The organism is Metabacillus bambusae, assembly GCF_017497975.1.
Taxonomy (GTDB): Bacteria; Bacillota; Bacilli; order Bacillales; family Bacillaceae; genus Metabacillus; species Metabacillus bambusae.
This window is the reverse complement of the sequence record NZ_JAGDEL010000004.1, coordinates 278,945-299,810: the sequence shown is the minus strand read 5'-3', so window position 1 is coordinate 299,810 and position 20,866 is coordinate 278,945. Positions and strand designations below refer to the sequence as shown.

Sequence of the window (20,866 nt, the reverse complement as noted above, 5' to 3'; positions counted from 1 at the left end):
TCTAGCTCCAGCGCCTAGCCCCTCGAGGTCATAAGCCACAAATGAATTGAAGACAAAGAACGTCTTCTATTCATTTGCGTCTTATTGCCCGAGGCTGAACAAGGCGCTTGCGCTTTTCTTAAATAGACTCAATTGTTTGCTGAAACTCACGCAGTTGAGCACGTTCGGCTTCAGTTGAATTGACAAATGCAGATGACAATGCATTTTTTGCCTTCAAAATCGCTTCATACTTATCACCTTGAACTGCCCCACTGGCAACAGAATTAGCGTAAGCCACAGATTCCCTGGCTTGTTGAAACAATTGATTTCCCATTTATATCCCTCCAAGTGAGGTATCTACAGCTTTATTTGCTTTACGCTCTTCTGACTCTGATAATGTTGTATGGTAAGGGAACCTCTCATCGTGTTTAGTAACTGTATCTTTGCCTTGTTGAACAAAACGTTTTGATTTGTTACGTTTACCCATTGAAAAAGCCCCCCTTTTTAATGGTGACGCTTGTTAACGTCTGTCTTATTGTGTACGAAAAAAATGAATATATTAATGGCAATTTGTTGCTGATTTAACATCATTTAAAGGGATAATACATCTTTTAAATATAGAGCAACACCATCTTCTTCATTTGACCGTGTTTCCTTATTGGCAACAGCTTTGAGTTGGTCTATTGCATTGCCCATTGCAACTCCATGGCCAGCATATTTAAGCATTTCTAGATCATTATCCTCGTCTCCAAATGCAATTATCCGTTCAACGGGAATATCATAGTAGGATGCGATTTTTTGTAGGCCAACTGCCTTATTCATCCCTGCTTTAATTATTTCAATAACATGCCAAGGTGCTGCCCATCTTCTGTGATCAACGACCTCTGCATGTACATCTGATAAATAAGTTCTTATTTTTTCAACATCTTCTTCTGCTGCATGTATGAGGATGCTTGTTACATCATCGCCAAGATTTTCTCGTAAATCACCAATTTTAATGGAGGGATTTCCCATGCTAAATACATCTAAAAGCTTTTCGTCGTGATAATGGAAATACACATCATCAATAATTTCAGCTAACATATTATGTATATTATGTTTCTCTGCAACCTCAATAATTTCCTTTACTACGTTTAGATTAAGTGTTGTATGATATGTTCCCCACTCATTATTTTTAGGATGATGAACATATGCACCATTAAAATTCACAATCGGTGTAGTAAGTTGTAATTCATCATAATAAATGGAGCTTGATCGAAAGGGTCTTCCTGTCGCAATACAAACGATATGCCCGGCTGCTTTTGCTTTTTCAATTATCTCTTTTGAATACGTCGAAATTGTTTTATCGTCCTTTAAAAGAGTTCCATCTAAGTCTAAAGCAATTAAGAAAGGTTTCGTTTCCATAAAGTCTCCTTTTTGTCTTGTTAGATTTTGGAAATCGTAAAAATTAATGTACTATGGTAGCGCTTTGACATCCAGCTCCAGTGCCTAGACCCTCGGGGTCATAAGCCACTCAGGAATTGAAGACAAAGAACGTCTTCTATTCCTGAGCGTCTTATGCCTGTCGGGTCTGATCAAGGCGCTTCCGCTTTAGTATAAGTGTATCTTTTTTCCAAGTTTAATGTCTACATGTTACAATTAATTAGTGGCAAAATAGTTAGGGAGGCGCGTTTCGTTTGGTAATCGTTGAAAAAATAAATATAGCAGACATTCCGCTATTACATATTGTAAATCAATCGCATAGGGATAAAAAAACCCCCTTTGTAATTTTTGTCCATGGCTTTACGAGTGCAAAGGAAAATAATTTACATTATGCTTATTATCTTGCAGAAAAAGGCATAAGAGTCGTACTACCAGAGGCACTTGATCATGGAGAAAGAAGTAAAGATTACAATACAAAGGAATTAAGCTTTAGGTTTTGGAAAATCGTTTTAAATGAGATTGTAGAAGTTAATATAATTAAAGAATATTTTGAAGAAAATGATTTAATTGATCAGGGACGTATTGGTCTTGCAGGTACCTCAATGGGTGGCATCACCACACTAGGTGCATTAACACAGTATGATTGGATTAAAGCAGCTGTTAGTCTAATGGGAAGCCCTTGTTATACAACATTATTAAAAGGACAGCTTTCTGCTTTACAGCAAAGTGGTGTGAAAATTCCATTGTCCAATGATGAGATTGATGAACAGCTTTCTCTTTTAGAGCCTTTTGATTTAAGTCTGCATACAGAAAAACTTCAAAATAGACCACTATTATTTTGGCATGGAGAACGAGATGAAATGGTGCCATTCGCTCCGACGTATCAATTTTACAAGGACATTATACCAATGTATGAAAAAACACCTGAAAGACTAAAGTTTATTGTTGATCCATTAGCTGGCCATAAAGTATCCCGTGAAGGAGCAATGGCGTTGACAGAATGGTTTGAACATAACTTGTAGGGATTACCTCAAGCAGAATCCTTTAAATAAATTATTTACTTTACTATACTCAAGGTAGAACTAGACGTTAAATCTTGAAGAAGGAGGAATAACATTTATGGATGAATTATTAAAGGAAAATATTTACGGAGCACTTGAAACGGTTGAAGACCCAGAATTAGGTGTAGATATCGTAAATCTTGGCTTAGTATATGATGTTCAAATGGATGAGCAAGGAAATACAGAGGTTTCAATGACTTTAACATCAATGGGATGTCCTTTAGCAGGAACAATTGTTGATCAAGTGAAAGCCGCTCTATATGATATTCCAGAAGTGAAAAATGTAGAGGTTAAAATTGTTTGGAGTCCACCGTGGACGAAGGACAAAATGTCCAGAATGGCCAAAATCGCATTAGGGATTCGATAAAAGACAAAATCATCAGTGGGTGCACGCTCCGCTGATGATTTTTTTATACCCGCATCACACCTGATAGTAAAAATTCAATGATCTTTACTAGCCCATCCCTTAAGAGACCCACTAAAAGCTACTTAACATATACATTTTTACAATTCTTTTATGCAATCTTCTGTATATATATATAACATCGTATTTTGTTTGTTTCATATTCTTATTCTTATAATTAAAGGATTTTTTTGAAAAATCCATAAAAATATTATTTATACACTTGATTTTATTTTTATACATATTTATAATGAGAAATAATTTAGAAGATATCGAATTTAACAAGAGAAGGTGATTTGGTGAAGGTCGGAATCGTCGGAGCCACTGGTTATGGTGGGGTCGAATTATATCGAATATTATCTAATCATCCACATGTAGATGAATGTATATTGTATTCATCTTCAGAAATGGATGTTCCATATAGTAACTCATTTCCACATTTAACTGAAATAAGTGATCATATTTTGAAAAATATTGATGTTGAAGAAATAAAAAACAATGTATCGGTTTTATTTCTTGCGACTCCTCCTGGTGTATCCAGGACTTTATCACCTCAATTTATTGATTCAGATGTGAAGATTATCGATTTGTCTGGGGACTTAAGGTTAAAAAATAAAAGTGAATATGAAGAGTGGTATAAACGCCCATGTGTAGATGAAGATGTTCTTGAAAAAGCCGTATATGGTCTTCCCGAAATATACAAAGCGGACATAACAAAGGCTAAATTACTCGCTAATCCAGGATGTTTTCCAACTGCAACCATATTAGGGCTAGCACCAGTCGTAGAGAATAAGCTTGTTAACGAACAATCAATTATTGTTGACGCAAAAACGGGTGTGTCAGGTGCAGGACGAAATGCATCACAGACAACTCATTTCTCAGAAGTAAATGAAAATGTAAAAATATATAAAGTACATGAGCATCAGCATATACCAGAAATCGAACAAGCGCTTCATACGTTAAATAATGCGATTACATGTATTTCCTTTAATACACACTTAATGCCAATGACACGCGGAATCATGGCAACTATTTATGCAAGTTTAACAGATACGTATTCAACTGAAAAATTACTAGACTTATATAAGGATTTTTATGCAGATTCACCGTTTGTGCGAATTCGGAAGCAAAATGAATTTCCTTCTACAAAAGAAGTTTACGGTTCAAACTTTTGTGATATTGGTTTAAAAGTAGATGAACGAACAGGAAGAGTTACGATAGTATCAGTAATTGATAATTTAATGAAGGGTGCAGCAGGTCAAGCGGTTCAAAACTTTAATCTTATGAATTGTTTTGAAGAAACAACCGGATTATATCATGCACCTATTTATCCATAAGGCTGTTTTAAAGCTTATTGTTGAATTTTTTGCACTTTGTTGATTGGAGCGGATATGTGAGACTCCTGCGGGAGTGCGAGTCCAAGGGAGACCCCACAGGTGCAAAGCACCGAGGAGGCTACCGGACCGCCCGCGGAAAGCGAACGCCTGCAGCGGAAATCAACAACCAAGTTTAACACAACCAAAAAATAAAAGATGGGAAAAGAAGGAATCGGCGAAACACCATTTTATTCAATGTTATCGCGAAACGAGCCATCTATAATGACCACTGGGGAGGAAAAAGCAGTGTTACAAACAAAGGCAACTACTTGCTATACAAAAATTGAAGATGGATCTATCGTTACACCAAAAGGATTTTCAGCTGATGGTGTTCACGCTGGTTTAAGATATTCTAAAAATGATGTAGGTGTTATATATAGTGATGTACCTGCAAACTGTGCGGCTGTCTATACACAAAGTCACTTTCAAGCAGCACCATTAAAGGTAACTCAGGAAAGTATTGCAAAAGAAGGGCGCTTGCAAGCGATCATAGTAAACAGTGCCAATGCAAATGCATGTACAGGTGAACAAGGTCTTAAAGATGCTTACGAGATGAGAGAGCGATGTGCAAACCTTTTTAATATAGAAAAACATTTTGTAGCTGTTGCTTCAACTGGTGTTATCGGAGAATTCTTGAAAATGGATAAAATTCGTCAAGGGATTGACGAGCTAAAACCACAAGCCTCGAAGGAAGCTGCAGTAGAATTCCAACAGGCAATTCTTACAACCGACTTAGTAATGAAAACATCATGCTATGAAGTAGTGATTGATGGGGAAAAAGTGACAATCGGTGGGGCTGCAAAGGGTTCTGGAATGATTCATCCGAATATGGCAACAATGCTTGGTTTTGTGACAACAGATGCAAATATTGACTCTGAATCATTACAATCAGCTTTAAAAGAAATTACTGATAAAACATATAATCAAATTACCGTTGATGGTGATACATCAACGAATGATATGGTTCTTGTCTTAGCAAATGGTCAAGCTGGAAACAAGCAATTAAATGAAAAGCATCCACAGTGGAATGATTTTAAGGCTGCCTTTCAAATGGTAAGTGAGGAGCTCGCGAAACAAATCGCTAAAGATGGTGAAGGTGCAACAAAGCTAATTGAAGTCGAAGTAACAGGTGCAAAAACGAAGCAGGAAGCAAATGTAGTTGCAAAGAAAATTGTTGGTTCAAGCTTAGTGAAAACAGCTGTTTACGGTGCTGATGCTAACTGGGGAAGAATTATATGTGCAGTAGGATATAGTGAAGCTTCAGTAGAACCAGAAAAGATTGATATTTATCTAGAAGACCTTTGTCTCTTTACTGATAATAGCCCACAGGCGTTTTCAGAGGAAGCTGCGAGTGAGTATTTAAAGAAGGATCAAGTGAAAATATCAGTTAATCTAGGAGTTGGAGATGCAGCTGGTAAGGCGTGGGGCTGTGATTTAACCTATGATTATGTGAAAATAAACGCAAGTTACAGAACATAAGGAGATCGATATGTCAAAAACAGTCGTTTTAAAATGTGGCGGAAGTACAGTACACCAATTGTCAGAATCATTTTTTCAAAGTTTAAATGTATTGATTGAGAATAACTGGAAGGTCATGATTGTTCATGGTGGTGGTCCAGATATAACAAACATGCTAAAAGCTTTAAATATTGAAACAGAGTTCTTTAACGGACAACGTAAAACAACAAAGGCTGTGTTAGAGATTGCTGAAATGGTCTTAGCAGGGAAGATAAATAAGCATCTAACAAATCTTTTGCAACAAAAAGGACTTAAATCAATTGGGTTATCAGGTAGTGATGGGCAAATTTTACAAGCTAGCTATTTAGATAAAGAAAATCTAGGGTTAGTAGGTAAAGTAACATCAGTAGATACATCCAGTGTTTCATTACTAATGGATAATGGGTATATACCTGTGATTGCGCCACTTGCACGTACTGTGACATATGAAACTCTTAATGTTAATGCAGACTTAGCTGCTGCTGCAATCGCTCATGCAGTAGGGGCAGAAAAGTTTTTATTTGTAACAGATGTCCCTGGGATTCTGGATGGAGAAAAACAGGTAATCGAAAAAATTACACCTTCTGAGATTGAGTCAAACATTGAAAAAGAAGTGATTACAGGTGGAATGATTCCAAAAGTTCAATCAGCGATGGCAACACTTTCAGACACATGTCAAGAAGTGATGATTGTAAGTGGGCAGCAAGCATTTATCGAAAATGACAGTTTTAAAGGAACAAAAATCGTGAGAGAACAGGAGGTTTTGTCATAATGAGTTATTTATTTCCTACTTATGCTAGATGGAATGTTACAGTTAAAGAAGCAAAAGGATCATGGATAACGGATGAAAATGATAAGAAGTACCTTGATTTTGTATCAGGAATCGCTGTTTGCAATTTAGGTCACGCAGATGATGATGTAATGAACGCTGTTCAAGATCAGATTAAAAAATATTGGCATGTATCTAATCTTTTTCATCAGCCAATCCAAGAGGAAGTAGCTAAGCTTTTAGTTGAGTATAGTGATGGAGAGGCAGTGTTCTTTTGTAACAGTGGAGCGGAAGCGAATGAGGCAGCCATTAAATTAGCGAGAAAACACACAGGAAAAACAAAGATTGTGACATTTCTTCAATCATTTCATGGTAGAACCTTTGCAACAATGTCAGCAACAGGTCAGGAAAAAATACAACAAGGCTTTGGTCCCCTTCTCGAAAAATTCACCTATCTTCCATACAATCAAACGGAAGCTTTAGAGGAACTAGAAGAAGATGTAGCTGCAATCATGCTTGAAGTTGTTCAAGGTGAAGGTGGAGTGGTTCCGGCAGAGCAAGAATTTATTGATAAAGTCGCTGAAACATGTAAACGTGTTGGCGCCTTATTAATAATCGATGAGGTTCAAACAGGTATCGGTCGAACAGGAAAAGCTTTTGGCTATCAACATTATGGATTATCTCCAGATATCATAACCTCTGCAAAGGGCTTAGGAAGTGGGATACCAGTTGGAGCAATGATCGGTAAAGCATCATTAATTGAAACCTTTCAAGCAGGAAGCCATGGCTCGACCTTTGGAGGAAATCCGATTGCAATGGCTGCTGCAAAAGCAACAATGACCAAGATTCTACAGGATGATTTTTTAAACGAAGTTAACGAAAAAAATATATACTTAGTTAATAAGTTGAATAACATAGTAGGAAATCATCCACTTGTGAAGGAAATACGTGGAAAAGGCTTATTAATTGGTATAGAATGTAAGGAACAAGTAAGTATGATAGTCGATCAGTTAAGAGACAATAACCTTCTTGTTTTACCAGCAGGTCCAAATGTCATACGTCTGCTCCCGCCATTAACGATTTCATATGAAGAGATTGACGAGGCGGTTGGAATCATTGGTCGGACATTCTCTACATTAAAGCAATCTACGGTCGCTCATTAATTTGGGCACTTTTTTTTACAAAGTGTTGAATAAAAATACTAAGTTTTTAATATTTATCCAATTAGAGATTAATTAGTAGGAAATACAGACCTACTTTTAGAAGTATTACTTTAGCAAACGAGGTGCGAACAGATGAAAGGATATCTCCATTTAGAGGATGGTTCAGTATATACCGGAGAACTTGAACATGGATCAACACAAGACATCAACGGAGAAATTGTATTTTTTACAGGAATGACAGGGTACCAGGAAGTGTTAACAGATCCTTCATATAAGAATCAAATTGTGGTTTTTACGTATCCTCTTATAGGGAATTACGGTATCAATATTACAGATGATGAGAGTAAGCAGCCACAAGTAAAAGCAGTGGTGATCTATGAATGTACATCAGCCTATTCACATTATGAAGCACAATATAGCTTTAAGGAATATTTGCAAAAGTGGAACATACCGATTATACATCATATTGATACACGTGCAGTTGTAAAAAAAATTCGAAGCCATGGCTCTATGGCTGCAACCATTTCACCAACTCTTAATCAGGAAGCTCAGCCTTGTGCAATTTATGAGGATGGAGTTTTTGAAGTTACCTCAACTAAGCTAGAAACTTATGGCGAGGGTGAGAAGCATGTAGCTTTAATCGACTTTGGCTATAAGAAATCAATTTTAACATCATTAGTTAATCGGGGATGTAAAGTTACAACTGTTCCATTAAAGATGATGGATAAAGTAGCTGAGTTAAAACCTGATGGTGTCTTATTATCAAATGGTCCAGGGGATCCTGAGCAGTTATCAACCTATTTTTCACAAATAAAAGAAATTGTTTCCTCCTATCCCACACTAGGTATATGCCTAGGACATCAGTTGATCGCTTTATCCTTTGGTGCAAAAACGAAAAAGCTTTTGTTTGGGCATAGAGGGGCAAATCAGCCTGTTTATGATTTAAAAACAGATAAAGTATTTATGACTTCGCAAAACCATAGCTATGTTGTCATCGGGGATAGTTTAAAAGCAACGGATTTGAAAACTCGTTTTTATCATATAAATGATGATTCAATAGAAGGTCTAGCACATTCTACATTACCAATTTTAACAGCACAATTTCATCCAGAGGCACATCCAGGACCTTCAGATAGTGAATGGATTTTTGATGAATTTTTAGATTTAGTCGCTGCTACAAAAGGAGATATTCTTTATGTCTAAAAACCAATCAATTAAAAAAATAGTTGTCATCGGTTCTGGCCCTATCATAATTGGTCAGGCGGCAGAATTTGATTATGCTGGAACACAAGGATGTTTAGCCTTGAAGGAAGAGGGCTACACAGTTGTTTTAGTGAACAACAATCCAGCAACAATTATGACTGATGAAGAATTTTCAGACGTCCTTTATTTTGAACCGTTAACTATAGAAAGTGTAACAAAAATTATTGCGAAAGAAAGACCTGATGGATTACTCGCTTCATTAGGTGGTCAAACAGGACTTAATCTAGCAATGGAGCTTCATGAAGCAGGGGTTTTAGAAAAGTATGGTGTTCAGTTACTTGGTACATCAATTGAATCGATCCGAAAAGGTGAAGATCGCAATGAGTTCCGTCAATTAATGTACGATTTAAATGAACCAATTCCTGAAAGCTCAATTGTAACAACTCTAGAAGAAGCCTTTGAATTTTCGAATAAAATTGGCTTCCCAATCATCATTCGTCCTGCTTATACACTAGGTGGTAAAGGTGGGGGAATTGCTAATAATGTAGAAGAATTTAAAAAGCTAGTAAAAAGCGGCTTACAAGCTAGTCCGATTACCCAATGTTTAATCGAAAAAAGTATTGCAGGCTTTAAAGAAGTTGAATATGAGATGATTCGTGATCAAAAGGGTACATGTATTTCTGTATGTAATATGGAAAACATTGATCCAGTTGGGGTTCATACTGGTGACTCAATTGTTGTTGCCCCATCTCAAACCCTGACTGATCAGGATTATCATATGCTGAGAACTGCTGCAGTAAAGATCGTTTCAGCTCTTGGTGTTGTCGGTGGATGTAACATACAATTAGCATTAGATCCAAAAAGTAAGCAATATTATGTCATTGAAGTAAATCCACGCGTTAGCAGATCATCTGCTCTAGCATCAAAGGCTACAGGCTATCCAATTGCAAAAATTGCAGCAAAGCTTGCGGTTGGTTATACATTAGAGGAATTAAAAAATCCTTTAACAATGAGTACGTATGCTAGCTTTGAACCAGCACTTGATTATGTGGTTGTGAAGTTTCCAAGATGGCCATTTGATAAATTCAATAAAGCAGATCGCAAGCTAGGCACGAAAATGAAGGCAACTGGTGAAGTCATGGCGATTGAACGAAATCTTGAAGCAGCTCTTCAAAAGGCTTGTGATTCACTTGAACTAGACAATATCGGAACGCATTTGCCAGAGCTCGTGGATTTATCAACAAATGCAATTGTCGAATTAATGAATAAAACAGATGACCGTCGATTCTTTGCTGTAATGGAACTGATTAGAAGAGGAATGACGATTGAAGAAATACATCAAATGACAGAAATGGATCTTTATTTTCTCTCATGCTTTAAGCAGATTGTTGCTCTTGAACTTCAACTGAAACAGGAAACTATTTCAACTCTAGATGGTGAATTTCTTGCAAAAGTAAAGGAGAAGGGTTTCTCAGACAGGACAATCGCATCATTAATTCAGGCACCTGAGGCAGATGTAAGAAAACTTCGCCTGGAAGTAGGAGTAAAGGCTGCTTATAAATATGTTGATACATGTGCAGCAGAGTTTGAGGCACGCACAAATTATTTTTATTCAACATACTTCGGTGAAAATGAACAACCTACATTATCAAATAAGAAAAAGATTTTAATTATAGGTTCTGGACCTATTCGTATCGGCCAAGGAATTGAATTTGATTATAGTGCTGTTCATGGAATTAAAGCATTGAAGCAACTAGGCTATGAAGCAATCATGATTAACAATAACCCAGAAACAGTTAGTACTGATTTTGAAACAGCGGATCGTCTTTATTTTGAACCAATTACTCTTGAGCATGTTCTAAATATTGTTGAATCAGAAAAAATTGATTCAGTCATCGTCCAGTACGGTGGTCAAACAGCAATTAATCTTGCTGAACAATTAGAAGCAGCGGGGGTAACATTGTTAGGAACTGATACTGACACTCTTGATTGGTTAGAGGATCGCGATAAGTTTTATCAATTATTAGATGAGCTCTCAATCCCACATGCTGTTGGGTTAACAGCAAACAATGCAGATGAAGCAGTAAAAGGCGCAAATGAAATAGGTTATCCAGTTCTTTTAAGACCTTCCTATGTAATTGGTGGTAAAGGAATGGTAGTTGTTCATAATGAAGAGACATTAACTCAATTACTTTCTGAAAGTGTAAATATGATATATCCTGTACTAATTGATCAATTCGTTCAAGGTCTTGAAGGAGAGATTGATCTCATTTCAGATGGTAAGGAAGCTTTTATTCCAACCCATATTGAACATGTAGAGCCAGCAGGTGTTCACTCTGGGGATAGTCTTGCGATTCTTCCATCTCAAAGCTTAACTGAAAACAATAAACAGGTAATAGCCGAATATGCGAATGCATTAGTGAAAAAGCTTAATTACCGTGGGATTATGAATATTCAATTTTTAGTAAACGGAAATCAAATCTATATACTTGAAGTAAATCCACGTGCAAGTAGAACAGCACCGATCATAAGTAAAGTAACAGGTATTCCAATTATTAAGCACGCTACTTATTTATTATGTGGAAAAGCTTTAAGTGAGCTTACCATTAAGCCAGCTGAAATAAACGATTGGGTTGCAGTAAAATACCCTGTATTTTCTAGCCATGCTCTACATGATGTCGATATAACACTTGGACCAGAAATGAAGGCAACTGGTGAAGGTATGTGTGTAGGACAAAATCTTCAAAGTGTGTATCGTAAGATTTTTTATAAAGACTTACAGGATGTAACAAGTGTTTATTTTGATATCGAAAATGAAGAAGCGATTAAAGTAACAAAGCAAGCGGGTCTTCAAGTAAAAATCAGTGGGTATTCTTCATGGATTGAAGGAAATAAAGGAATCTTTGTTTCACTAATTGACAGTGAAGAGGCTAAATTAGATCGTCAATTGGCATTAGATAAAGGGATGATTTTATTTACAAACCTTGCTACTTACTACGCGTGTTTACAAGCGATAGCAACTAGTGACGATACTGTACAATCAATACAACAGCTTACAAAGAAGGAAGTGGTTAAGCAATGAGTAATGTAAAACTAAAAGAGAAAAAAACAGTAGAAAAAAGAGACTTTTTAACACTACTTGATTATAGTAAAGAAGAAATTCTGAACCTTATAGATGAAGCATTTAAATTAGAGGAGAACCCACTTCAGCCCGTGTTAAAGGGCAAAACATTAGCAATGATTTTCGAAAAATCGTCAACTAGAACTCGTGTTTCCTTTGAAACAGGTATGCTTCAATTAGGAGGCCATGCACTATTTTTAAGTAGTCAGGATCTCCAATTAGGCAGAGGTGAGCCTGTATCTGATACAGCAAAGGTATTGTCTGGATATGTTGATGGGATTATGATTCGTACCTTTGGTCATGATAAAATTGAAGAACTTGCTAAGCATGCTAGCATTCCTGTTATCAACGGATTAACCGATCTTTTTCACCCATGCCAAGCACTTGCTGATTTAAAAACAATTTATCGCTTAAAGGAAAAGTTCGTTGGCGTAAAAACAGCTTATTTAGGTGACGGAAACAATGTAGCCCATTCTCTAATGATCGCTGCTGCAAAGGTTGGAATGGACTTTTCATTAGGCTGTCCTAAGGGCTATGAACCAAATCAATCTGTTGTAGAAGAAGCACAAAAAATTGCTGCAGAAACTGGAGCTACTATTACAGTTACGAATGATCCAATTGAAGCTGTTAAAGATGCGGATATTATTTATACAGATGTTTGGGCAAGTATGGGGCAAGAAAGTGAACAACAAAAACGTTTAGTTGCTTTTAAGGACTTCCAAGTTAATGATCAGTTAGTCAAGCATGCGAAGGAAGATTACTATTTCCTTCATTGCTTACCAGCACACCGTGAAGAGGAAGTAACAGCATCGATTATAGATGGGGAGCACTCAGCTGTATTTGAACAAGCAGAAAATCGTCTACATGTTCAAAAAGCTTTGCTGAAGGAACTACTTGCATAATTAACGACCTGGCACAAAAAGTGTCAGGTTTTTTTGTACAATTAGATTTAAGCGTAATTACAATTCACATTACCATTAAATACAGGAAAGTGACTGTGTAAAGAACTTTTATTGAACTCATGAAAAAAGTCTGTATGGAGATACTAAGCAAGTAAGAGAGGAGGGATACGAATGGGTCAACAGCATCGTTTTAGATCAGGTCAAAAAGCACCTAATAATGGAGTTTATGTAGAAATAGGTGAAACAGGCGATAATGTAAAAAATCCTGGTCAAATTAGATTAAAAGCAGGAGATCGTTTCCCTGAAACAGCTAATGATAATCGCCAATGGACATATAAGAGAAAACCTTAACCCTACCTTAATACAGAAAAAATTCAAAAAACCCTACTTTTAAGTAGGGTTTTTTGAATTTAAGTCGAAAATCAATTATTAATGATGATCATGCTTCGCTACTGGTTCGTTAGGAATAACTTCAGCGATGATAAAGATGACAACGATTGCAACGACAGATAAAATAGTTGCAGCCATAAAGTCGTAATGACCACCAGTCATAGAATTAACAACATATGATGCCATGTGGATTAATAAAAAGCCCCAAAAAAATGTCCAAAAGAAACGCACTGCATTCACCTCTATTTCCAGACAATATCTCACTATATATTATCACATATTAATTCATTTTTAAAAGTATCTTTTTGAATTGTTCATGAACTTTCCATACATGACAAAGGTCTATATTTTCGAGATCTGTGATAGAGTCCCATTCTTTTTAACATAGTATACATACATTATATAAACGGGAAAGGAATATGATGTTTTCACAACCTCTTTTCCTCATTTAAAAGTCTAAAAAGAGAAAGGTGGTGGGCAAGTGATGATTACGGAGCGCTTTTTTCAGCTTGAAACGGAATGGAATGTCGTCCATTTACCGACAAAACCGAATGGGTTTGGAATTTTAATATTAGGAGATCGATCAGATTTTGTCGATGAATCCTCAAGCTTTTGGCATCAACATTATGGCCGAAATCAACTTATATCTGACTTAATGAATCAAGGATATACACTGTTTCATTCAAATTTATACGGAAGTAACTGGGGGAGTCCTCGAGCAGTTACAATGGCAAAGCAGCTTTACCACATGATAATGAAGAAAGAAATTTTAAATGATCGGGTTCATTTGTTATCAGAAGGAATGGGTGGATTAACAGCATTACAATTAATGGAGACCATACCTGATAAGATCCGCTCTGTGGCAATGATGAATCCTTGCCTTGACCTCCAAGCCCATCTCGAAAAGGAAAAAGAGCATAAGTTCTTTTATAAGCGTTTAATAAAAGAAATATCGATAGCATATGGTATTGATGGAAAAATGATAAAATCATCATCAAATCTACCTTCGATGCATAATATAACCTCTCAAAAGCCAGTTAGGATTTGGCAAAGAATGAATTTCAACACATATCCACCGCAAGATCATAGCAAAAAATATGAAGAGATAAGAAAAAGTATGGGTAGTCCAATTCAACTCATTTATCATCTAGGAGATAATCCTTACCGAACGAACCAATCAATTATTAAATTCTATAAAGAGAATGAGAAGGTCTTGTAACGTGATAAAGTTATTTGTACAGTTAGAAACACCAAAAATTGCAGGGGAGTTTCCCTCAATTTTTGGTGTTTTTTTGAACAACTTTAGGTTTAGTGATTCAATCCGCGCTAAGAGAGGTTGCTAAGTGTGAAATGCTCAACCTCTTCTCATTCCTCTACGGACTATATTGAAACCTACATGCATACGATAATATATCTGCCTACGAGGAGGAAAAGCATGTTTAAACGAGTAATTGTCTTTGGAGCACACACATTTGTTGGATTTGCACTTTGTGAAAGGTTCGTTAATGAAGGTGTTGAGGTGAAAGGTGTACTTTTAAAATCGAGTAACTTAATTAATAAACGGTTAGTAGATGAACGGTTGATGATGGTTGGGAGAAATGCATTGTTTCAAACAACTGAAACATATGAAAGATCAGATTATGAGAACACGGTAGATATGATCATACATTGTTGTGACGATGGTGATGAGACTATATTAATAGACCAAGATCGTAAACTTTTGCTTAAATCGGTAGAAGTTTCAAATGAATTACAAGTTCCACATGTCTTTATATCGACAGTGAATAGGGAAGATAAAGTGTTGCGAAATAAGCATCTTACATTTTGTGAGCAATATCTTTCCGAAAATAAAGAAAATCGAATGTCGGTTCACCTTCCAATATTGTTTGGTCCATTTCAACCTCCAACAGAAAAAATCCACCAATTTTTAGTCAATGATAATAATGAAAATGAAATTCTGATTATAGACGAGCCTATCCTATTTATTCAAGATGCAGTTAACGCTATTTTTGATTTGTTGTCTAAATTTCAACATGGTAAAACATATTCTATTCAAAGTGAATTAAAGCAAAACGAAAAGTCACCATTTTCAATAAAATTAAAGGTGAATCCGGAAGATTTTAATGATTGTAGATCCGAAAAATACTTGATCAAAAAACCTACAAGTATTGAAAAAGGGTTAAGAGCACAGAAGGAATTTATTGAAAAGTATAGTGAGATTCTCAAGACGTAGAACAGTTATTACTTGTACAATTAAATAAGGAAAGGCTAAAATAAAAAGGATAAGTATAATAGGTACATAATGAATAGGAGGGTTGCCCATGTACAAAAAGCTCGGTCTTGTCCTTATTTTACTTTTTTCGCTTTTCGGTTGTGGACAACCTACAGCACAAGGGAAACTTCAAAAGGTAGGTCTGCTTGTACCTGAAACCATCGATGATCAAGTTTGGGGAACGAAGGGCTATATGGGCCTTCTAAAAATTCAATCTGAGCTAAAAGTTGATGTGTTTTATAAAGAAGGAGTGAACAATGAGAGCAAAATACGTGCTGCAATTGATGAATTTAAGCAAAATGATGTGAATCTTATCTTCGGTCATGGAAGTGAATATGCTAATTTTTTTAATACAATTAGTAGTGAATATCCCGATATCCATTTCGTTCTATTTAATGGGAAAGCTGACGGAGAAAATGTTACTAGCTTAAATTTTAAGTCAAATGCAATGGGGTTTTTTGGTGGTATGGTTGCAGGGGAAATGTCAAAGACTGATAAAGTTGGTGTTTTAGCAGCCTTTGAGTGGCAGCCTGAGGTAGATGGCTTTTTTGAAGGAGCCTATTATCAAAATGAAAATGTCCATGTGGAAATTCAATATGTGCAAGACTGGGATGATACATCGATTGCTATTCCGCTTCTTAATGAAATGATTAAAAGTGGTGTTGACATCGTGTATGTAGCTGGAGATGGATATAATGTTTCTGTCATTGAAAGACTAAAAGAGGAAGGCTTGTACGCAATTGGTTTTGTATCCGATCAATCTGACTTAGGAAAAGGTACGGTGTTGACAAGTACCGTCCAACATGTTGATGTCTTATATGAGGTTGTAGCAAATTCCTTTAATAAAGGTGAGCTTGAAAGTGGAGAATTATTTTTTGATTTTCAGGACGGCGTGATTTCTCTAGGAAAGTTTAGTCCTCTTGTAGACAAGGAATTTCAAGCATCGCTTAAAGACCAGATCGAAGAATATAAAAAAACTGGACTACTGCCAAATCAATTATAAACAGAGATACTTAAACCAACTCTATAAAAAAATTACAACTTTTTATTAACACGGAAAAAAGCGGGTTCCAACCCCTTTCTTTATACACATACCAAACTTAAGGAGTGAGTAAATTGGAACAACATCCTAAAACAATGGAATTTATGCAGATTGCAATGAAGTATTTACCAGAGGCTAAACAAAAGTTAGAAAGTTCAGGTATTGAATTATCGATGGAAACCATTCAACCAATGATGGAGCTTTTCACAAAGGTTATGGGAGAGGCTTATGAATTAGGGAAAAAAGACGCGCAATAAGAAATGCGCAAGCGTCTTGATCAGCCTCAGGCAAATAAAGCGATTTGGAATAGAAGGCGTTATTTGCCTTCAATTCCAAATTGACTTATGACCTCGAGGGGCTAGGCGCTGGAGCTGAACACCAAAACTAAGTACAAAATTTATACTTCATATCTTTTAAAAAGAGCTGCCATTTGGCAGCTTTTATATTTTCTTCTTAATATAGTCCATAATTGGAGAGAATTGCTTTAACATTGGTTTTAAATTTTCAAGTGAACCCATAATATCATCGATTTGTTCCATAAGTGTAAAATAATTCACTTCATCTGTTTTATTTTCATCATGGACAGAATCCACTTGTTGTTGGTTGTTTTCTTTTTTTACTCTTGAAGCTTTAGCTCCAAACATAAGCTCACTAAAACGGTCAACATGCGGTACATTTACATCTTTTTCACTATTTTCATGTTCTGCATTTTTCTCAAATTGTCCTTTATTCTCCACAATGTCACCCCCATAGACATTTTATTACTATTAGTTTATGTACACATAAAATACTCGTTCTAGTCCGTTATACTAAAACATTAATATTGAAAAAAAAAACTGGATAAGATAAAATTAGTACCAAGTCATAATAATTGATATAAACTTTGATTAGTAGTTGGTTTACTACAAGATAATTTGGAATAAAAATACCTAACTTTTTTAAAGGGGTTGCACATATGAATGCAGGAATTATTGGTATCGGTCGATACACACCTGAAAAGGTTGTAACAAATGCAGATTTAGAAAAAGTAATGGATACATCTGATGAATGGATTCGCTCAAGAACAGGAATAGAAGAACGTCGTATTGCGGATGATTCAATGGATACATCACAAATGGGATTTTTAGCTGCTGAGAAGGCTCTTGAGGATGCGGGAATTGCAGCTGAGGATTTGGATTTAATTCTTGTTGCAACAGTGACACCAGACCAACCATTTCCATCTGTTTCTTGTATGCTTCAAGAAAAATTAGGAGCAAAAAAAGCAGCGGCAATGGATATTAGTGCTGCTTGTGCAGGATTCATGTATGGAATGATTACTGCTAAGCAGTTTATTGAAACAGGTGCATATAAGCGTGTTTTAGTAGTAGGTGTTGAAAAGCTTTCAAAAATTACAGATTGGAACGACCGTAACACTGCTGTATTATTTGGTGATGGTGCAGGAGCAGCAATAATCGGACCTGTTAGCGATGGAAAAGGAATTTTATCCTTTGAACTTGGAGCAGATGGTACAGGTGGTAAACACCTATATCAAGATGAGTACATTATCATGAATGGTAGGGAAGTCTTTAAGTTTGCTGTTAGACAAATGGGTGAATCAAGTGTGAATGTTCTTGAAAAAGCTGGTTTAAGTAAAGAAGATGTTGATTTCTTAATTCCACATCAAGCGAACATTCGTATTATGGAAGCAGCAAGGGAGCGATTAAACCTTCCAGTTGAAAAAATGTCTAAAACGGTCCATAAATATGGCAACACTTCTGCTGCTTCAATCCCAATCTCGTTAGTAGAAGAAGTAGAGGCCGGCAAAATCAAAGATGGCGATGTAATTGTGATGGTTGGTTTTGGCGGAGGATTAACGTGGGGTGCTATCGCAATTCGTTGGGGTCGCTAATTAGAAATAACTTATTAATATGATTCACTTATGTTTATACTAATAAACAATTGTTTTGATTAAAGTATTTTTCATATTAGGAAAAATGAAGGACAGCTATGGTAATAAAAAATGAGGAATGACGAGGACTGCTTCGTCTATCTTTACATATTTAAAGAACTATCTCAAAGGTGAGGTGCAATTTTCATGGAAAAGAAACGAGTTGTTGTAACAGGTTTAGGAGCATTAACACCAATTGGAAACGATGTTCGCACAACTTGGGAAAATGCAATAAACGGTGTATCAGGGGTCGGACCAATTACACGTGTAAACCCAGATGATTATCCAGCTAAAGTTGCAGCAGAACTAAAAGATTTTGATGTTGAGCAGTTTATGGACAAAAAAGATGCAAGAAAAATGGATCGTTTCACACAATATGCTGTAGCTGCCTCATTAATGGCAGTGAAGGATGCTGATTTAGAAATTACTGATGAAAATGCTCCTCGTGTTGGTGTCTGGATTGGCTCTGGTATTGGTGGAATGGAAACTTTTGAACAACAGTATAAAATTTTATTAGAAAAAGGACCACGTCGCGTAAGTCCGTTTTTCGTACCAATGCTAATCCCTGATATGGCAACTGGACAGGTCTCGATAGCATTAGGTGCAAAAGGTTTTAATTCATGTACTGTTACAGCCTGTGCAACAGGAACGAATTCAATTGGTGATGCTTTTCGTGTCATTGAAAGAGGCGAAGCAGATGTAATGGTATCAGGTGGTGCAGAAGCCCCGCTGACAGAAATGTCATTTGCAGGATTTTGTGCAAATAAAGCATTATCGACAAATCCTGATCCAAACACTGCTAGTAGACCATTTGATAAGGATCGTGATGGTTTTGTAATGGGAGAGGGTGCTGGAATAATTGTTCTCGAAGAATTAGAACATGCTCTAGCACGTGGTGCGAAAATTTATGCTGAAATCGTTGGATATGGTGCAACAGGTGATGCTCACCATATTACTGCTCCAGCCCCAAATGGTGAGGGTGGTGCAAGAGCGATGAAGCAAGCTGTTGAGGGTAGTGGACTTAACCTGACAGATATTGATTATATCAATGCTCATGGAACAAGTACTCCTTACAATGATAAATTTGAAACATTAGCAATAAAAGAAGTTTTTGGAGATCATGCCAATAAACTTGCAATTAGCTCAACAAAATCGATGACAGGTCATTTATTAGGTGCAGCCGGTGGAGTTGAAGCAATTTTTAGCATTTTAGCAATAAAAGAAGGGGTTATTCCTCCAACTATAAATTATCAAACACCTGATCCAGAATGTGAGCTAGATTATGTTCCTAATGAGGCTAGAAAACAAGAAGTAAATGCAGCGTTAAGTAATTCATTAGGCTTTGGTGGACATAACGCAACAATTATCTTTAAAAAATATCAAGCATAAGAAAAATTCAAGGATCTGACTTTTGTCAGGTCCTTTTCTATTTTAATATCTAAAATGAACACACCTTCTAAAGAATACATAAGATAACGATGGAAGGAGTGTTACGATGAGTGTTATTAATACAATTGAGTGGTTAAAGGATACACCAAATCAAATAGATATCTGTAAGAAATTAAGCACTTATTTTACTGATAGTAATGAAAGTGAGATAGCAAAATACTTACATTCATTTGGCATGTATAAAGGAAAACAGCAACATCTTGATAAATGGATAGATATCCAGGAAAAAGAAAAAATTTTTTCATTCGTAAGAGAAGAAGAAAGAAAGCTACAAATGGAATGGAATGGGCCAAATATTCCAATTTTTATTTTTCCTTGTGATCAGAATAATCGAAAAATCGAAACAGAATACAAAGGAAGATCAGGCTTAGCCTTTAAAGATAAGTTGTTTTTGTTTTTATCATCGGAAACATTAAAAATTGATATTAGGGCATTATTCATTCATGAATACCATCATGTTTGTCGTCTAGCAGCATTAAAGAAGCAAGAAGCAAAATTCACGATTATCGATACGATGATTTTAGAGGGGCTAGCAGAAAATGCAGTACGTGAAAAGATGGGTGAACGCAATGTATCTTCCTGGACAAATCTTTATTCTGATAATCAATGTGAACGATTTCTTGAAAGGATAATAAATCCACAACGAGATGTAATTAGAGAAAATCACAAATATACACAACTTATGTTTGGAACAGGGTTATACCCTAAGATGCTTGGATATGCAGTAGGCTATTATCTAGTGAAAAACTATATGAAACAATCAGGTAAAACCGCAAAAGAGCTATTAGGTACACCTGCTGAAGTATTTTTTACTCATTCAAAACGATAATCTCCTTTTACTACTCATATCTTCATGCCATTTAACATAGTGATAATTAAGGACAAATCTA

Annotated in this window: 22 protein-coding genes; 17 read left to right on the top strand and 5 right to left on the bottom strand. The window is 36.1% G+C overall.

The features are described 5' to 3' along the window. Positions 1-118: 118 nt before the first annotated feature. The 3 genes from I7822_RS08185 to I7822_RS08175 all read right to left on the bottom strand — a co-directional run bounded on the left by I7822_RS08185 (position 119) and on the right by I7822_RS08175 (position 1,383). Positions 119-313, bottom strand: coding sequence for a DUF3813 domain-containing protein (locus tag I7822_RS08185; RefSeq protein ID WP_207976808.1), 195 nt, complete (start codon positions 311-313; stop codon positions 119-121). After that, a complete protein-coding gene (locus I7822_RS08180; protein WP_207976806.1) occupies positions 314-466 on the bottom strand; it encodes a hypothetical protein in 153 nt (50 codons plus the stop codon). Between the two features lie 104 nt (positions 467-570). Further along, positions 571-1,383 carry a Cof-type HAD-IIB family hydrolase gene (locus tag I7822_RS08175; protein WP_207976804.1) on the bottom strand — a complete coding sequence of 271 codons (813 nt, stop codon included), beginning with the start codon at positions 1,381-1,383 and terminating at the stop codon, positions 571-573. A gap of 272 nt (positions 1,384-1,655) precedes the next feature. Here I7822_RS08175 and I7822_RS08170 point away from each other — a divergent pair, with 272 nt between their 5' ends. The 10 genes from I7822_RS08170 to I7822_RS08125 all read left to right on the top strand — a co-directional run bounded on the left by I7822_RS08170 (position 1,656) and on the right by I7822_RS08125 (position 13,247). After that, entirely contained in the window at positions 1,656-2,423 is a 768-nt protein-coding gene (locus I7822_RS08170) for a prolyl oligopeptidase family serine peptidase (protein WP_207976802.1), read from the top strand. 97 nt (positions 2,424-2,520) lie between these two features. Continuing rightward, complete coding sequence (locus I7822_RS08165; RefSeq protein WP_207976800.1) at positions 2,521-2,829, top strand: metal-sulfur cluster assembly factor; 309 nt, start codon at positions 2,521-2,523, stop codon at positions 2,827-2,829. Positions 2,830-3,164: 335 nt separating this feature from the next. Further along, positions 3,165-4,202: an N-acetyl-gamma-glutamyl-phosphate reductase gene (gene argC, locus I7822_RS08160; RefSeq protein ID WP_207976798.1), complete on the top strand. Its 1,038-nt coding sequence runs from the start codon at positions 3,165-3,167 to the stop codon at positions 4,200-4,202. A 285-nt stretch (positions 4,203-4,487) separates the two neighbouring features. Beyond that, positions 4,488-5,720: a bifunctional ornithine acetyltransferase/N-acetylglutamate synthase gene (gene argJ / locus I7822_RS08155; RefSeq protein ID WP_372442121.1), complete on the top strand. Its 1,233-nt coding sequence runs from the start codon at positions 4,488-4,490 to the stop codon at positions 5,718-5,720. A 10-nt stretch (positions 5,721-5,730) separates the two neighbouring features. Continuing rightward, on the top strand, positions 5,731-6,510 hold the full coding sequence (gene argB / locus I7822_RS08150) for an acetylglutamate kinase (protein ID WP_207976794.1): 780 nt from the start codon (positions 5,731-5,733) through the stop codon (positions 6,508-6,510). Further along, positions 6,510-7,670, top strand: a complete 1,161-nt coding sequence (argD, locus tag I7822_RS08145; RefSeq protein WP_243459350.1) for an acetylornithine transaminase — start codon at positions 6,510-6,512, stop codon at positions 7,668-7,670. Before argB ends, argD begins: the two co-directional genes overlap by 1 nt. Positions 7,671-7,802: 132 nt before the next feature. Then, positions 7,803-8,873 (top strand): carbamoyl phosphate synthase small subunit, encoded by a 1,071-nt coding sequence (locus tag I7822_RS08140; protein WP_207976792.1) that lies wholly within the window; start codon positions 7,803-7,805, stop codon positions 8,871-8,873. Beyond that, a complete protein-coding gene (gene carB, locus I7822_RS08135) occupies positions 8,866-11,955 on the top strand; it encodes a carbamoyl-phosphate synthase (glutamine-hydrolyzing) large subunit (protein WP_207976790.1) in 3,090 nt (1,029 codons plus the stop codon). The genes I7822_RS08140 and carB overlap by 8 nt, the downstream gene beginning before the upstream one ends. Continuing rightward, a complete protein-coding gene (argF, locus tag I7822_RS08130; RefSeq protein WP_207976788.1) occupies positions 11,952-12,896 on the top strand; it encodes an ornithine carbamoyltransferase in 945 nt (314 codons plus the stop codon). Before carB ends, argF begins: the two co-directional genes overlap by 4 nt. 171 nt (positions 12,897-13,067) lie before the next feature. Next, positions 13,068-13,247 carry a YjzC family protein gene (locus I7822_RS08125; RefSeq protein WP_207976787.1) on the top strand — a complete coding sequence of 60 codons (180 nt, stop codon included), beginning with the start codon at positions 13,068-13,070 and terminating at the stop codon, positions 13,245-13,247. A 78-nt stretch (positions 13,248-13,325) separates the two neighbouring features. Here I7822_RS08125 and I7822_RS08120 read toward each other — a convergent pair whose 3' ends face one another. Next, positions 13,326-13,517: a YjzD family protein gene (locus I7822_RS08120; protein ID WP_066336371.1), complete on the bottom strand. Its 192-nt coding sequence runs from the start codon at positions 13,515-13,517 to the stop codon at positions 13,326-13,328. 250 nt (positions 13,518-13,767) lie between these two features. Between I7822_RS08120 and I7822_RS08115 the strand changes: the two genes are divergently transcribed. The 4 genes from I7822_RS08115 (at position 13,768) to I7822_RS08100 (ending at position 16,857) form a co-directional block, all read left to right on the top strand. Further along, positions 13,768-14,505, top strand: coding sequence for an alpha/beta fold hydrolase (locus I7822_RS08115; RefSeq protein WP_207976785.1), 738 nt, complete (start codon positions 13,768-13,770; stop codon positions 14,503-14,505). A gap of 216 nt (positions 14,506-14,721) precedes the next feature. Beyond that, positions 14,722-15,519, top strand: coding sequence for a Rossmann-fold NAD(P)-binding domain-containing protein (locus I7822_RS08110; protein WP_207976783.1), 798 nt, complete (start codon positions 14,722-14,724; stop codon positions 15,517-15,519). Between the two features lie 88 nt (positions 15,520-15,607). After that, positions 15,608-16,561, top strand: coding sequence for a BMP family ABC transporter substrate-binding protein (locus I7822_RS08105; protein WP_207976781.1), 954 nt, complete (start codon positions 15,608-15,610; stop codon positions 16,559-16,561). A gap of 134 nt (positions 16,562-16,695) precedes the next feature. Then, positions 16,696-16,857, top strand: a complete 162-nt coding sequence (locus tag I7822_RS08100; RefSeq protein ID WP_066337317.1) for a ComZ family protein — start codon at positions 16,696-16,698, stop codon at positions 16,855-16,857. A gap of 183 nt (positions 16,858-17,040) precedes the next feature. Here I7822_RS08100 and I7822_RS08095 read toward each other — a convergent pair whose 3' ends face one another. Next, positions 17,041-17,337 carry a hypothetical protein gene (locus I7822_RS08095; protein WP_207976779.1) on the bottom strand — a complete coding sequence of 99 codons (297 nt, stop codon included), beginning with the start codon at positions 17,335-17,337 and terminating at the stop codon, positions 17,041-17,043. Positions 17,338-17,555: 218 nt separating this feature from the next. Here I7822_RS08095 and I7822_RS08090 point away from each other — a divergent pair, with 218 nt between their 5' ends. The 3 genes from I7822_RS08090 to I7822_RS08080 all read left to right on the top strand — a co-directional run bounded on the left by I7822_RS08090 (position 17,556) and on the right by I7822_RS08080 (position 20,805). Then, positions 17,556-18,488, top strand: a complete 933-nt coding sequence (locus I7822_RS08090) for a beta-ketoacyl-ACP synthase III (RefSeq protein WP_207976778.1) — start codon at positions 17,556-17,558, stop codon at positions 18,486-18,488. A gap of 186 nt (positions 18,489-18,674) precedes the next feature. Then, positions 18,675-19,916: a beta-ketoacyl-ACP synthase II gene (gene fabF, locus I7822_RS08085; RefSeq protein WP_207976776.1), complete on the top strand. Its 1,242-nt coding sequence runs from the start codon at positions 18,675-18,677 to the stop codon at positions 19,914-19,916. Positions 19,917-20,022: 106 nt separating this feature from the next. Beyond that, a complete protein-coding gene (locus tag I7822_RS08080; protein WP_207976774.1) occupies positions 20,023-20,805 on the top strand; it encodes a DUF2268 domain-containing putative Zn-dependent protease in 783 nt (260 codons plus the stop codon). Positions 20,806-20,866: the final 61 nt, after the last annotated feature.